Below are 14323 nucleotides of genomic sequence, written 5' to 3'. Positions count from 1 at the left end.
CACGTTCCCGCTCACTCCTGGTCCCCGCCCAGCAAGCCACCCAGCAAGGAGCCACCGGCCACGCCCGTCAACAAGGAGCCCTCGTCACGGCTGCGTCCGCCGGCCTGGGGTGCCGCGGCAAAAATGCGCGAAGCCAGGCGCGAGAAAGGCAGGCTTTGCAGCCACACCTGTCCGGGCCCCGTCACGCGCGCCAGGAAGATGCCCTCACCGCCGAACAGGGCCGTCTTGATCTTGCCGACGTACTGGATGTCGAAATCCACGCCTTGCGTATAAGCCACCACACAGCCGGTGTCGATGAGCAGGGTCTCACCGGCCTGCAGGTCGCGGCGCACCACCGTGCCGCCCGCGTGCACAAAGGCCATGCCATCGCCTTCGAGCTTCTGCATGATGAAACCTTCGCCGCCAAAGAAACCGGCGCCCAGCTTGCGCTGCAAGGCGATGCCCAGGGACACCCCACGCGCCGCACACAAGAACGAGTCTTTCTGACAGATCAGGGTGCCGCCCAACTGGCGCAGGTCCATCGGCAGGATCTTGCCCGGATACGGGGCGCCAAAGGCCACCCGCTTCTTGCCGCTGGCCTGGTTGGTGTAGACGGTCGTGAACAGGCTCTCACCGGTGATCAGGCGCTTGCCGGCGCCCAGCAACTTGCCGAACAGCCCGCCCCCCTGCTGGCCCGAGCCGTCGCCAAAGACCGTGTCCATCTCGACACCGGGCTCCATGAACATCATGGAGCCCGCCTCGCCAATTGCCGCTTCACCAGGGTCGAGCTCGACCTCCACGAACTGCATCTCGGCGCCCTTGATCTCGTAATCCACCACGTCCATGGCCATGAATCCACACTCCAACCAGTTCCGCACCCCAGGAAGCGGGGTGACACACGCCTGCCGCGGGGCGCACAATGCCCTGCATGCTGCGGCAGCAGAGCGAAAGCTCTGCGATTATTGTGGCCGAGATCCGCAGCCCCTGATGCCATCTGGCCCACGCCAACCGCCTCACCCCCTCTTCGATGTCGCTTCATCTCCCGACCCTGGCCCTGGTGGTGTGCGTGGTGCTCCTGACCACCACCGTCATCATGACGCTGGTGGGCCTGACCCAACGCACCTACCGCGGCTTCTGGTGGTGGACCGCCGCACAGGGCCTCACCCTGCTGAGCGCCGTGTGTCTGCTGCTGCGCGACACCCACCCCTGGCTGCCGGCCCTGTCGGTCTTGCTGTGGCTGCAATGGCCCATGACCATGCTGGTGGGGATGCGGCAGTTCTATGCGCGCACCGATTTCCGCACGCCCCAGTGGATGGATGGCGCCTTGCTGGCCCTGGGCTTCTGGGCCCTGCTCACCCTCGACCAACGCCTGCCCGACGACCTGGGCGCGCGCGTGGCCAGTTTCAGCTTCGTCAGCATCGGCTTTTTCCTCTACGCCGCCTGGCAGATCCACGCCATCCGTGACTGGCGCCAAAGCGCCTACCTCAAGGCCCTGCTGCTCTACCTCGTCTCGGCCGCCCTGCTCCAGGTGCCCCGTCTGCTGTCCGGCCTGAGCAGTTGGGGCACCCCGGTCACCGCCCCCGACCACATCCAGCAGCCGGCGGTGCTCGTGGCCCTGGTGGCCGGCGTCATCTTCTCGGTCTACATCTGCCTGCTGCTCACCTACGAACGCACCGAGCACGACCTGCGCGAGTCACACCGGCAACTGCGTGTCATGGCCGACTTCGACATGCTCACCCAGTTGCCCAACCGGCGCCACTTCACCGAGATGGGCACCCAGGCCCTGCGCCTGAGCACCCCGGGCTCGGCCGCCTTGATGATGTTCGACATCGACCATTTCAAGCGCATCAACGAACAGCACGGCCACGCTGCCGGCGATGAAGCCCTGAAGCTGCTGGCCAGCAGCGCCCGGCGCCTGCTGCGCACCCGCGACCTGATGGGCCGTCTCGGTGGCGACGAGTTCGTGGCGCTGCTGACCGACACCACCGTCAAGGATGCGCTGCATGTGGCACAACGCATGGTGGCTCACGTCGAACGCAACCGGCAGTCCCTGAAGCAGCATCCCCTGAGCGTCAGCTTCGGCGTCGTGCAGGTTCAGCCCGACGAGGCCCTGACCGACGCCATCCGCCGCGCCTCCCAGGCGCTGGACGAAGCCCGCAGCCAGGGAGACTCCCGCTTCGTGTCCGCCGAAGACGACGACGGCATGCCGGTGTTCTCGCCCAGCCAGCCGCTCGGCCACAGCGGCTTCTGAATCACGGCCCAGCGGGCGGCCGAAGCAGCGACAATCGGGCCATGTCTTCTTACGATGTGGTGGTGATCGGCGCGGGCGCGGCCGGTCTGATGTGTGCGAGCGTGGCGGGCCAGCGCGGTCTCAAGGTCCTGCTGCTGGACCACGCTCCCAAAGTCGCCGAAAAGATCCGCATTTCAGGGGGCGGGCGCTGCAACTTCACCAACCGTGAGGTCACGCCGGCCAACTTCCTCAGCGAGAACCCCCACTTCTGCCGCTCGGCCCTGGCGGGCTTCACCCCGCAGGACTTTCTGGCCATGGTCGAACGCCACGGCATTGCCTGGCACGAGAAACACCGCGGGCAGCTGTTTTGCGAACACAGCGCCAACGACATCATCCAGATGCTGCTGCGTGAATGCGAAGCCGGTCAGGTCACGCGCTGGCAGCCTTGCGCCGTTCAAGCCGTTCGGCCCCTGCATGCCGCCGACACCGACGCCATCCGCTTTGAGATCGACTCCGACCGCGGCCTCATCCGGGCTCATCAGGTCGTGATCGCCACCGGTGGGCTGGCCATCCCCAAGATCGGCGCCACCGACTTCGGCCAGAAGCTCGCCGCCCAACTCGGCCATCAGATCGTGCCGCTGCGCCCTGCCCTTGTGCCGCTCACCTTTGCGGCCGACACCTGGGCGCCCTTTGTGCCCATGGCCGGTATCTCACTTGAGGTGGAGGTCAGCACCCCGGCGGCCAGCGGCGCCAAAGGCAAGCGCGGCAAAAGCGGCGCCCCGCTGTTCCTCGAAGACCTGCTCTTCACCCACCGCGGACTCAGCGGCCCCGCCATCCTGCAAATCTCCAGCTACTGGCAACCTGGCCAGGCGCTCACGCTGAACCTGACCCCGCAGCGCGACCTGGCTGGCAGCCTCAAGCAGGCCAAGGCCGGCTCACGCAAGCAGCTGTCCACCGAATGGGCCCGCGCCCTGGGTGAGGCCGTGCCCCAGCGTCTGGCGCAGACCTGGCTGGCCGAGCAAGCCGTGCGCATCTCGCCCTCGCTGCGCCCGGACGCCGCCCTCGCTGAACTCAAGGACAAGGACCTGGACGCCCTGGGCCAATCGGCCAACGCCTGGTCCATCGTGCCCAGCGGCACCGAGGGCTACGCCAAGGCCGAGGTCACGGCCGGCGGCGTGGACACCCGCGAACTCAGCTCGCAAACCATGGAGAGCAAAAAGGTGCCCGGCCTGTACTTCATTGGCGAAGTGGTGGACGTGACGGGCTGGCTGGGCGGCTACAACTTCCAGTGGGCCTGGGCCAGCAGCGTCGCCTGCGGCCGCGCCCTCTCCCCCACCCCTGGGTCGGCAGCAGGCTAACCCGGTAGTAAGATGCCGACATGAGCAGCACGCACTTCGGTTTCCAGCAGGTTGACGAGTCCCAGAAGGCACAACGCGTTCGCGGTGTGTTCGACTCCGTCGCCAACAAGTACGACATCATGAACGACCTGATGTCGATGGGTCTGCACCGCCTGTGGAAGACCTACACCATCGCCGCGAGCGGCGTGCGCGAAGGCCACAAGGTGCTCGACATTGCCGGCGGCACCGGAGACCTGTCCGAGGCCTTTGCCAAGCGCGTCGGCCCCAGCGGCATGGTGGTTCACACCGACATCAACGAAGCCATGTTGAGCACCGGCCGCGACCGCCTGCTCAACAGCGGCGTGGCCCTGCCCACCACGCTTTGCGACGCCGAAAAGCTGCCCTTCCCCACCGACACCTTCGACATCGTCACGGTGGCCTTCGGCCTGCGCAACATGACGCACAAGGACATCGCCCTCAAGGAAATGTGCCGCGTGATCAAGCCGGGCGGCCGCTTGCTGGTGCTGGAGTTCTCGAAAGTCGCCAAGCCGCTGGAAAAGGCGTACGACTGGTACTCCTTCAAGATCCTGCCCAAGATCGGGCAGTTCGTCGCCGGGGACGCCGCCAGCTACCAATACCTGGCCGAATCCATCCGCATGCACCCTGATCAGGCCACCCTCAAGGCCATGATGAAGGAAGCCGGCTTCGGCCACGTCGACGTGCACAACATGACCGGTGGCGTCGTGGCCCTGCACATGGGCATCAAGTGCTGATCTGATCGCAGCCCCTGCCCTTCGTCCAGGCGCAAAAAAAAGGCCGGTGATCACACCGGCCTTTTTGCTTTGCGGCGCCCGCAGGCGCTCTGCATCAGGACACGCCCAGCAGATCTCGCTTGAGCGCATTGTCAGACGGACGCTCACCCAGCCAGATCTTCAGCAGCGCGCGGTAGAAGTCCTCGCCCGCGATGTCCTGGCCCAGCGCCTTGCCACCCAGGGTGATGTGGGTGCCCTGGCCAGGTACGTAATCGAGCTGGATCACCGAGCCCTTCTGCGCCTCGCCCACTTTCAGCATCGTGGCCTGCAGCGCCTCCAGACGCTTGCGCAAGACCGCCTGCTCGGCCGAGGACGCATTGTCTTCAATGCCGGTCACCAGGCTGTCGGCCAACTGCTCGGCCGACACATTGCGCAGCATGACGATGCGCACACTCTTCGGGCCGGGCTGGTTCAGCACGGACGCCGCCGAGGCATCGCGACGCGGCACATACAAACCCACCGCGTACACCTTGATGATCATCTTGACGCGCAAACCTGCGCCGTTGAGCACCAGGGGCTGATCGGCCAGCGTCAGTTGATCTTCAAAACGAACACCACCCACGTCACGGGCGGCATGCGCCGTCGGCACCACGGCCAGCAACAAAGCAGACAGTGCCGCACTGGCGATCTTCTTGGTCAGGGAACTCATCATCAGGCGGCTTTCTTCAGATCGGCATCACGCAATTCACGACGCAAAATCTTGCCCACATTGGACTTGGGCAACTCGTCGCGAAACTCAATGTACTTGGGTCGCTTGTAGCCGGTCAACTGTTCCCTGCAGAACTCGGCCAGGTCTTCCTTCGTCAGCTCAGGGTCGCGGCGCACGACAAACAGCTTCACCGCCTCGCCCGAATGAACGTCCGGCACGCCGATCACTGCGGCCTCCAGCACGCCGGGGTGCGACACCGCCACGTCTTCCACCTCATTGGGATACACATTGAAGCCCGAGACCAGCACCATGTCCTTCTTGCGGTCCACGATCTTGACGTAGCCCTGCTCGTCCATGACGCCCACGTCGCCGGTCTTGAAGAAGCCGTCTGCCGTCATGACCTTGGCAGTTTCCTCGGCACGGTGCCAGTAGCCCGCCATCACCTGCGGGCCGCGAATGCAGATCTCACCGGCCTGGCCCAAGGCAACTTCCTGCCCGTCATCGTCACGGATGGAAATCTCAGTGGACGGCAGTGGCAAACCGATGGTGCCCGTGTACAGCTCAATGTTGTTGGGGTTGCAGGACGCCACTGGCGAGGTCTCTGACAGGCCGTAGCCTTCGATGATGGGCTTGCCCGTGATCGCCTTCCAGCGCTCGGCCACCGCGCGTTGCACCGCCATGCCGCCCCCGATCGTCACCTGCAGGCTGGAAAAGTCCAGCTTGGCAAACTCGGGGTTGTTCATCAGGCCGCTGTAAAGCGTGTTGACCGCGGGGAACAGGTGGAAGCGGAACTGCGACAACTCCTTGATGAAACCGGGAATGTCGCGCGGGTTCGGGATCAGCAGCATGCAGGCGCCATTGCGGATGCCCATGAGCGCACATACCGTCAGCGCGAAGATGTGATACAGCGGCAAGGCGCACACCACATTGAGCTGCGGAAAAGCCTGACGGTCTACACCGTTCATCAGCCACGCTTCGCACTGCAGCACATTGGACAGCAGGTTGCGTTGAAGCAGCGTGGCGCCCTTGGAAACACCGGTGGTACCGCCGGTGTACTGCAAGAAAGCGACGTCATCGGCCGTCAGCGGCACGGGCTGGTAGGCCTGGCGTGCACCCTCGGTAAGCACCTGGCCAAAGCGGTGATAGCCCGGCAACGACCAGGCTGGCACCATCTTGCGCACACGGCGCACGACGAAATTGGTCAGGGCGCCCTTCACGAGGCCCATCAGGTCGCCCATCGACGCCACCACCACATGCTTGAGGTGGCCGCGTGCCTGGATGGCCTGCAACGTGGTCGCAAAGTTCTCGAGGATGAAGATGGCTTCGGCGCCGCTGTCGTGCAACTGGTGCTCCAGCTCACGCGGCGTGTACATCGGGTTGACGTTGACCACCACACAGCCCGCGCGCAAGATGCTGGCGACCACCACGGGGTACTGCAAGACATTGGGCATCATCACCGCCACGCGGCTGCCCTTCTTGAGGCCCTGGGCCTGCAGCCACGACGCCACGCGCGCCGACAACAGGTCCACGTCCGCGTACGTCAGCGAGGCACCCATGCAACGGAAGGCCACGCGGTCCTTGTACTTGCGCATGGCCTCGTCCAACAGGGCCACCAGCGAACCGTATTGACTCGCGTCGATCTCCTGCGGCATGCCCGCAGGGTAATGCTTCAACCAGATTTTTTCCATGAACACCTCAGACGACGGCGCGTACACGACCAGCCGCATTAACACAACAAGCGGAATGTTACATTAACTCTGCAACATGCGATCGGTATCATGTCGTCCATTCAGCGTTCGCCCAGCCGATGCATCCCAAATCTGCCAATTCTTCACGCGCCCGCCCCACCCGTGCGCCCGACAGCACCGACCCGGAGATCACCGTGGAAGAGTTATCGGCACGCACGGGCGTGAGTGTGCGCAACATCCGCGCCTACCAGACCGCGGGGCTCATGCCCCCACCGCGGCTGAAGGGCCGACTCGGCCTGTATGACCACGAGCATCAGGGCAAGCTGGAGCTGATCCGCGATCTGCGTCAGCAAGGCTTTCGCCTTGACACGATCAAGGACATGCTGGAGAACACCCCTGAGGGTGCCTGGTCGGAGTACTCGCTGATCAGCGGCCTGTTCTCGACCACGTTCTTCACCGTGGAGGCGCCCAAGCGCAAAGCCCTCTCGGAAATGGCCTCGCATTGGGCCACGCCCGCGACCCCCGAGCAGAAAGAGCGCCTGAGCCAGAACGGCCTGTACCGTCGCATCGGCCCGGACGAGGTCGAGATCCTGAGCCCGGCGCTGGAGCGCATCGGCATCCAACTGGCCGAGCTGCATGTGCCACTCGACACAGTGCTGGACCTGCAAGACACCTTGATCGAGCACACCCGCATCATTGCCACGGCCTACGTCGAGCAGCTGTTTCTAAGCTTGGCCAAGGACGTGGCAGCCAAGGCCGAGAGCGCTGGCGGCAAAGCCACCGATGCCGGCGTGGTCGAGCCCTTGAAGGCCTTGTTCGAACGCCTGCGCCCGCTGGCAATCGGCTCCATCAGCGCCGCCTTTCCCGTGGTGCTGCAGCAGGAATTCGACCGCAGCATCCAGAAACAGCGCAAACTGCGAGACTGACGGACCGCGAGGAGGCGCCATGAGTCACAACCATCAACGTGCCCATGACGCCCTGCTCCACGAGATCGAAGCCGAGGTGCGCGACACGCAGGACATGACCGGCCGCGCCTCGCTGTCAAAGCGCGTCGTGCAGGCGCTGCGACAGGTGCGGCGCGAGGCCTTTGTGCCCGACGACCTCCAGGACTCGGCCTACCTGAACATGCCCTTGCCGATCGGGCACCGTCAAACGATTTCCCAACCCTACATCGTCGCCCTGATGACGGAGTTGCTCGAGCCTCAAGCCGATCAGGTCGTGCTCGAAGTCGGCACGGGCTCAGGCTATCAGGCAGCCGTCCTGGCTGGACTCGTCAAGCATGTGTACTCGGTCGAAGTCCTGCCAGCCTTGGCCGAACAAGCCAAGGAACGGCTGCGACGCCTGGGCTATCACAATGTCAGCGTGCGCGAAGGCGATGGCAGCGAGGGCTGGCCCGAGCATGCCCCTTATGACGCGATCATCGTGACGGCCGCCGGCCCTCAGGTCCCCCTGGCGCTGATTGAACAACTCAAACCCGGCGGTGTGCTCGTGATGCCGGTGGGCCCAAGCCACTTTGGCCAAATCCTGAGGGTGATCCGAAAAGGCGCCGAAAGCCAACTGGACGAGCGCGATGTGCTGCCGGTGGCCTTCGTCCCCCTGACCCACTGAGCGCAGTCCGGTGGTCCCGGCCTTCAACCACCTATGTGGTGCTTGCCGATCAGGTAGGCGCTGCTCGCCTGCGGGCCCTCTTCGCCCATTTCCTCGGCAAATCGCAGCTCATCCCCCAAGGCCAGTTGGTCGAAGTCCCCTTCGATCAGGCTGTTGCGGTTGAGATAGAACATCCGCCCGTCAGGCGCCTCGATCCAGGCACGGTCCCGCTCCGGCTCAATCTCGGCCACCCGGCCATGGCCCTGCGGTTCGTGCGTCTTGACCTTGTCTTGTTGGCGACGCAACAAATCCTCCAGTTGGCGCCGCATCGCATCGAAGGCATCGCGGATGGCCACGTAGACATCGGTGTAGGCGTGATGCTGCTCGGGTTCGCGGTCGGCGACAAGCTCATGCCCCGGCACCCGGGTGTCGATGCGAATGTGAAAGAGGTTGCCCTGCTGGTGGTGACGATGGCGCTCTTCCACCACCACACGGCAACTCATGATGGTGGGGTAGAACGTCCCCAGCTTGTCCACGTGTTCCAGAATCCTGGCTTCGATCGCATCCGAATGATCCAGATTCCGGAAGGTGACCTGCACAACGGGCGCTGGTGAAGCGGTCATTTGATTTGCTCCATGGATGAACAACAAGGACTGCTCAGCCCACTTCAAGCAATACGGCACGACATGAGGAGGCCACCGGGTCGCCATACTGCGGCGAAGACAAGCCCCTTGTCAATGCATCCGATTGACCCAGCCAGGTGAAGTCGTCATCATCGGCCGGTGATCTGTCTGTCCGCCCTTTACAGCCAGATGTCGCAGGCCTGAACGGGGCATCTTCACATCAGCCAGGGAGACGGCCATGGGTGAACGATTGAACGCAGGGGAAGTCTGTACACGCGAGGTGACCATCGCCTTTCGCCACACCGAGCTGGTCACGGCCGCCCAATTGATGCGGGAGGCTCATGTTGGCGCCCTGGTCGTGGTCGATGAGGCTCAGGGCATTCGCACCGTGGCCGGACTGCTCACCGACCGGGACATCGTGACCGCCGTCATCGCCCCCGGTATGGACCCGGGCACCTTGACCGTAGGCGAGGTCATGAGCGAACCAGCTGTGACGGTCGGAGAGGACGCCTCCCTGATTGACCTGATGCGCACCATGCGTGATCACGGCGTGCGTCGCGTTCCGGTCGTCGGCGAGCGGCAAGCGCTGCTGGGACTGGTCACCTTGGACGATGCCCTGGAGGTTCTGGCCGAGGAACTGTCCTTGCTCGTCGCAACCATTCGCAACGAGAACCGGCGTGAGCGCCAGCGGCGCCAGTGAAGCCGCCCCCAACCTGTCGGCAGGCCCAGAAAGCAGAAAACCCGGTATCTTTCGATACCGGGTTTCGGCTATTTCTTGGTCGGGGCGGCGGGATTCGAACTCGCGACCCCTTGCACCCCATGCAAGTGCGCTACCAGGCTGCGCTACGCCCCGACAAGAATTAAATTATATGCTGGAAATTCATCGATTTGCAAGACGCCCGAAATTTTTTGCGTCAAGCCAACAAATCGCGGATCGACACCAGGGCCTCGCGCAAGGCCAGCACCGTCTGTCCATCCAGCGATTGCATCTCGGCCAGGTCGGGTGCACCCCAAGCCGCGCCCACGGTGGCCGACACGCTGGCTTGCAAGGCACGGCTCGACGTGCCGCTGCTCCACGCCGGCGACGTCGCGCCCGCCATCACGGCCGGTGCGGCCAGATCCACCGGCAAGGCCGCCACAGCGGCTTCATGCGGCGCATCCTCGTCCACGGCCTCGTGGACATGCCGATGGGCGTTGCCCTCGGCCAGCTGGTTGCGCGCCCCACTGATCGTGAAGCCCTGTTCGTACAGCAACTCCCGGATGCGGCGGATCAACAAGACCTCATGATGCTGGTAGTAGCGCCGGTTGCCCCGGCGCTTCATCGGCTTGAGCTGAACGAACTCCTGCTCCCAGTACCGCAGCACATAGGGCTTGACCAGACACAACTCGCTCACTTCACCGATGGTGAAGTAGCGTTTGGCAGGAATGGGCGGCAAAGCGCTGTCGACGCGGTCCATGTGTCCCTAAAGCAAGAAGAACCTTGCCCGCATCACATGCCGCGGGCAAAGAGGACTGACTTTACTCCAAGTCTTCGTCAGACGGAACGTCGCCCTGCACCATGCCTTTGAGCTTCTGGCTGGCATGGAAGGTCACCACGTTGCGGGCCTCGATGGGGATCACCTCACCCGTGCGCGGATTGCGCCCCGGACGGGCAGCCTTGCGACGGATCTGAAAGTTGCCAAAGCCCGACAGCTTGACATCCTGCCCCTCGATCAAAGCCCCTTGCACCGAGTCAAAAAAGGCCTCGACCATGTCCTTGGACTCACGCTTGTTGAGGCCCAGACGGTCGAACAGCATCTCCGACAACTCCGCCTTGGTCAGGGTGGGCGTTTCGATGGTCGGCAACAGCACGGTCAGGTCACTGATCTTGTCATTCATGTCGACGGCCCTCCCCGGCCTCAAGCGCGCACGCGCGCACCCACGGCCGAACCCACCGCAGCCAACACGGCCTGCATGGCCACGTCGATGCGTTCGTCGGTCAGGGTCTGCTCGTCGTCACGCAACTCCACGCGCACAGCCAGGCTGCGCTCGTTCTCGGCCAGGCCCGCCACCGGCGTCTTGGGCTTGTAGATGTCGAACAGGCGAGCGCCCCGCACCAGGCCATCGGTCGCCGCCTGCGTGATCGCGCCAATCACGGCGTCATGCGCCGTGGTGTCGTTCACCACCAGGGCCAGGTCGCGGTACACCGACTGCATGCGCGGCACCGGCTGGAAGGCGGGCACGACGCGCTGGCTCAGCACGCTGGCATCCAGCTCGAACAGCACGGGAGCCAAAGGCAGGTCGTAGGCCTGACGCCACTTTGGATGCAACTCGCCCACGAAGCCCACAGCTTGACCGCCGACCAAGACCTGGGCACAACGCCCCGGGTGGAACGCGGGATGCTCGGCCGCCACAAAAGTGGCCCGGCGCGGCGCCAGCAGCGCCTCGACATCGCCCTTCACATCGAAGAAATCAATGTTACGCGCCGCGGCACCCCACTGCAGGGTATCGGCCGGGCCGTAAGCCAGACCACTCACGCGCACCGGCTGGTCAAAGCCGCCCACGGTCAGGTTGCTGTCCACCACCGAGTCGTCGCGCTTGAACACACGGCCCACTTCGAACAGGCGCACGCGTTCGGCCTTGCGAGCCAGGTTGGTCTTGAGCACCTCGACCAGGCTGCCAATCAGCGTCGAGCGCATCACCGACAGCGGGCTGGCGATCGGGTTGAGCACACGAATCGGCTGGGTGTTGCCGGCAAAGTCGGCTTCCCAACGCTCTTCGACGAAGCTGAAGGTGATGACCTCCTGGTAGCCACGGCCCGCGACATCGTGGCGCACCGCGTACAGGCTGCGGCGTGCTTCCGGCAGCACCAGCGGCGTCACGGGGGCCAGCGGCGCACGCTTGGGCAGCTTGTCAAAGCCGATCACGCGCACCACTTCTTCGATCAGGTCTTCCTCGATCTGCAGGTCGAAGCGCCAGCTCGGCGGCGTCACCACCAGGTGCGTGTCGTCACCCTGGGCCACGGTGCTGTAAGGCAGACCCAGGCGATGCAGCACGGTCTGGCACTCGGCCAGGGTGACGGGCATGCCGATCACCCGCTGGGCACGCGAGAGACGCAGCGTCACCGGCTTGCGCTCGGCCGCCTTGACGATCTGGTCGTCCACCGGACCGGCTTGCCCACCGCAGATGTCGAGGATCAGCTGGGTGATGCGCTCGAGGTACTGCACGGTCGGTGCCGGGTCCACGCCACGCTCGAAGCGGTGCGAGGCGTCGGTCGAGAAGTTGTAGCGGCGGGCGCGTCCGGCAATCGCCTTGGGCCACCAGAACGCGGCCTCCAGGTAAACGTTGCGGGTCTCATCGCCCACGGCAGTGTCGTCACCGCCCATGATGCCGGCCAGCGACTCGACCTGCGCGCCGGCGGCGATCACGCCCACCTGCTCGTCCAGCGTCACGGTGTTGCCATTGAGCAGCTTGAGCGTTTCGCCCGGCTGCGCCCAACGCACCTGCAGCTCGCCCTGGATCTTGTCCAGATCGAACACGTGCGAGGGCTGGCCCAGCTCGAACATCACGTAGTTGGAGATGTCGACCAGGGCCGAGACGGGGCGCTGGCCGCAGCGCGCCAGGCGCTCGACCATCCAGTCCGGCGTCTTCGCTTGAGGATTGACGCCCTGGATGACGCGGCCTGCAAAGCGGCCGCACAGCTCGGGCGCCTGCACCGTCACCTTCAGTGCGGCATCCACACCGGGCTGCACCGGCTCGATGCTCGGCAAGGTCAAAGGGGCGCCAGTCAGAGCCGACACCTCGCGGGCAATGCCGGCGACGCTCAGGCAATGCGCCAGGTTGGGCGTGAGCTTGAGGGTGAACAGCGTGTCGTCGAGCTTGAGGTGCTCACGGATGTTGACGCCGATGGGGGCGTCTTCGGCCAGGATGTGCAGACCGTTAGACTCTTCCGAGATGCCCAGCTCACGGGCCGAGCACAGCATGCCCTGGCTCTCGACACCCCGCAGCTTGCCCAGCTTGATCTTGAAGACCTTGCCATCGGCACCCGGTGGCAGCTCGGCGCCCACGGTGGCACAAGGGATCTTGATGCCGGGGCGCACATTGGGCGCGCCACAAACGATCTGCAGGACTTCGCCGGTACCCGCATCCACCTTGCACACGTTCAGACGGTCGGCATCAGGGTGCTTGGCGACGTCCAGCACCTGCGCCACAACCACACCGGTGAAGGCCGGGGCCACCGGTTGCAGCTCTTCCACTTCCAGACCGGCCATCGTCAGCAGGTCAGCCAGTTGCTGGGTGCTCAGGTCGGGGTTGCAGAAACTGCGCAGCCAGGACTCGGGGAATTGCATGTCAGGGATCCTTGGGTATCTGTGTTCAGTGAACCGTGTGGGTGACGAGTCAGTGCTCAGGCCTGATCGAAATCGGCGTCCAGCACCACACGGTAACGAGCCTTGCCTGCGCGCAGGTGGTCCAGCGCATCGTTGAGGCGGCTCATCGGGAAATGTTCGGTTTGCGGCTTGATGCCATGTCGAGCGGCGAATTCCAGCATCGTGTCGATGTCCTGGCGCGAACCGGTGGGCGAGCCGGACACGCTGCGCTGACCGCCGATCAGCGGGCCAGCCTCCACCTCCATGGGCTGCGGCAGCACGCCCACCAGATGCAGTCGGCCATTGGGCGCCAGCGTGCTCATCAGCGCCTTCCAGTTGAGCATCACATTCACGGTGACCAAGACCATGTCGAGACGGCCACGCAGGGCTTTCATGGCCGATGCATCCACACTGGACACCACCTGATGAGCGCCCATCTGCAGCGCTTCGTCACGCTTGGATTCGCTGGACGTGAAGGCCGTGACCTCACAGCCCCAGGCGCGCGCAAACTGCAAGGCCAGGTGGCCCAGACCGCCAATGCCCACCACACCCACGCGGTGGGTCGGCTTGATGTCGAAATTCAGGAAGGGCGAGAACACCGTGACCCCACCACACAGCAAGGGACCGGCGTCCTTGGGGTCCAGCCCCTCGGGAATCGGCGCGGCCCACAACCAGTGCGCGCGCACGCGCTCGGCAAAGCCACCGTGGTGACCGATGATGGTGGGCACGCCAGCACGGCACATCTGAGGCTGGCCGCTCAGGCACGGCGCACAGGCCATGCAGCTGCCACTCATCCAGCCCAGGCCGACGCGCTGACCCAGTTTCAGGCCACGCGCCTGCGGGCCCAAGGCCACCACCGAGCCAATCACTTCGTGACCGCCGACCACGGGATAGGCTGCCGGCCCCCATTCGCCATCGATCACCGACAGGTCAGAGTGACACAGACCGCAGTGCTCGACGCGGATCTCGACCTCTTCCGCGCCCAATGGGCCCGGATCGTACGAAAACGGCACCACAGGCTGGTTCAAGGCCTGCGCGGCCCAGGCACGGATCGAGGTGGCGGTCGTCATGG

14 protein-coding genes and 1 tRNA gene are annotated in these 14323 nt (G+C 64.7%); 6 read left to right on the top strand and 9 right to left on the bottom strand.

Annotated elements, in window-relative coordinates:
• Positions 1-11 precede the first annotated feature (11 nt).
• Entirely contained in the window at positions 12-830 is an 819-nt protein-coding gene (locus RBT42_RS11095) for a TIGR00266 family protein (protein WP_320365073.1), read from the bottom strand.
• A 176-nt stretch (positions 831-1006) separates the two neighbouring features.
• On the opposite strand from RBT42_RS11095, the gene RBT42_RS11090 reads away from it, so the two are divergent.
• Genes RBT42_RS11090 through ubiE form a run of 3 tightly spaced genes read left to right on the top strand, consistent with a single transcriptional unit; the run spans position 1007 to position 4319 of the window.
• A complete protein-coding gene (locus RBT42_RS11090) occupies positions 1007-2230 on the top strand; it encodes a GGDEF domain-containing protein (protein ID WP_320365071.1) in 1224 nt (407 codons plus the stop codon).
• Positions 2231-2271: 41 nt separating this feature from the next.
• Entirely contained in the window at positions 2272-3567 is a 1296-nt protein-coding gene (locus RBT42_RS11085; protein WP_320365069.1) for an NAD(P)/FAD-dependent oxidoreductase, read from the top strand.
• A gap of 20 nt (positions 3568-3587) precedes the next feature.
• Positions 3588-4319: a bifunctional demethylmenaquinone methyltransferase/2-methoxy-6-polyprenyl-1,4-benzoquinol methylase UbiE gene (gene ubiE, locus RBT42_RS11080; protein WP_320365067.1), complete on the top strand. Its 732-nt coding sequence runs from the start codon at positions 3588-3590 to the stop codon at positions 4317-4319.
• Positions 4320-4413: 94 nt separating this feature from the next.
• Here ubiE and RBT42_RS11075 read toward each other — a convergent pair whose 3' ends face one another.
• Together RBT42_RS11075 and RBT42_RS11070 are read right to left on the bottom strand one after the other, a co-directional pair.
• Positions 4414-5007 carry a chalcone isomerase family protein gene (locus tag RBT42_RS11075; protein ID WP_320365066.1) on the bottom strand — a complete coding sequence of 198 codons (594 nt, stop codon included), beginning with the start codon at positions 5005-5007 and terminating at the stop codon, positions 4414-4416.
• A gap of 2 nt (positions 5008-5009) precedes the next feature.
• Entirely contained in the window at positions 5010-6695 is a 1686-nt protein-coding gene (locus tag RBT42_RS11070; RefSeq protein WP_320365064.1) for a long-chain-fatty-acid--CoA ligase, read from the bottom strand.
• A gap of 119 nt (positions 6696-6814) precedes the next feature.
• On the opposite strand from RBT42_RS11070, the gene RBT42_RS11065 reads away from it, so the two are divergent.
• Both RBT42_RS11065 and RBT42_RS11060 read left to right on the top strand, forming a co-directional pair.
• Positions 6815-7621 (top strand): MerR family transcriptional regulator, encoded by an 807-nt coding sequence (locus RBT42_RS11065; protein WP_320365062.1) that lies wholly within the window; start codon positions 6815-6817, stop codon positions 7619-7621.
• Between the two features lie 94 nt (positions 7622-7715).
• A complete protein-coding gene (locus RBT42_RS11060; RefSeq protein WP_413785888.1) occupies positions 7716-8303 on the top strand; it encodes a protein-L-isoaspartate(D-aspartate) O-methyltransferase in 588 nt (195 codons plus the stop codon).
• Between the two features lie 23 nt (positions 8304-8326).
• Here RBT42_RS11060 and RBT42_RS11055 read toward each other — a convergent pair whose 3' ends face one another.
• Positions 8327-8905: an HPF/RaiA family ribosome-associated protein gene (locus RBT42_RS11055; protein ID WP_320365059.1), complete on the bottom strand. Its 579-nt coding sequence runs from the start codon at positions 8903-8905 to the stop codon at positions 8327-8329.
• A gap of 238 nt (positions 8906-9143) precedes the next feature.
• On the opposite strand from RBT42_RS11055, the gene RBT42_RS11050 reads away from it, so the two are divergent.
• A complete protein-coding gene (locus tag RBT42_RS11050) occupies positions 9144-9605 on the top strand; it encodes a CBS domain-containing protein (protein ID WP_320365058.1) in 462 nt (153 codons plus the stop codon).
• Between the two features lie 76 nt (positions 9606-9681).
• Here RBT42_RS11050 and RBT42_RS11045 read toward each other — a convergent pair.
• The 5 genes from RBT42_RS11045 to ahr form a co-directional block, all read right to left on the bottom strand.
• Positions 9682-9758: transfer RNA gene (locus RBT42_RS11045), tRNA-Pro, on the bottom strand.
• A 61-nt stretch (positions 9759-9819) separates the two neighbouring features.
• A complete protein-coding gene (locus tag RBT42_RS11040) occupies positions 9820-10362 on the bottom strand; it encodes a MerR family transcriptional regulator (protein WP_320365056.1) in 543 nt (180 codons plus the stop codon).
• 61 nt (positions 10363-10423) lie between these two features.
• The gene (locus RBT42_RS11035; RefSeq protein ID WP_320365054.1) at positions 10424-10783 is read right to left on the bottom strand and encodes an integration host factor subunit alpha; all 360 of its coding nucleotides are present in this window, start codon (positions 10781-10783) and stop codon (positions 10424-10426) included.
• Positions 10784-10803: 20 nt separating this feature from the next.
• Positions 10804-13233 (bottom strand): phenylalanine--tRNA ligase subunit beta, encoded by a 2430-nt coding sequence (gene pheT / locus RBT42_RS11030; RefSeq protein ID WP_320365052.1) that lies wholly within the window; start codon positions 13231-13233, stop codon positions 10804-10806.
• Positions 13234-13289: 56 nt separating this feature from the next.
• Positions 13290-14321, bottom strand: coding sequence for an NADPH-dependent aldehyde reductase Ahr (ahr, locus tag RBT42_RS11025; protein WP_320365050.1), 1032 nt, complete (start codon positions 14319-14321; stop codon positions 13290-13292).
• Positions 14322-14323 lie beyond the last annotated feature (2 nt).

It is taken from the genome of Aquabacterium sp. (assembly GCF_034003525.1).
In the GTDB taxonomy this organism is placed as follows: Bacteria; Pseudomonadota; Gammaproteobacteria; order Burkholderiales; family Burkholderiaceae_C; genus Aquabacterium.
Note: the sequence above shows the minus strand (reverse complement) of the source record. Positions and strands in the feature narration are given on the sequence as shown.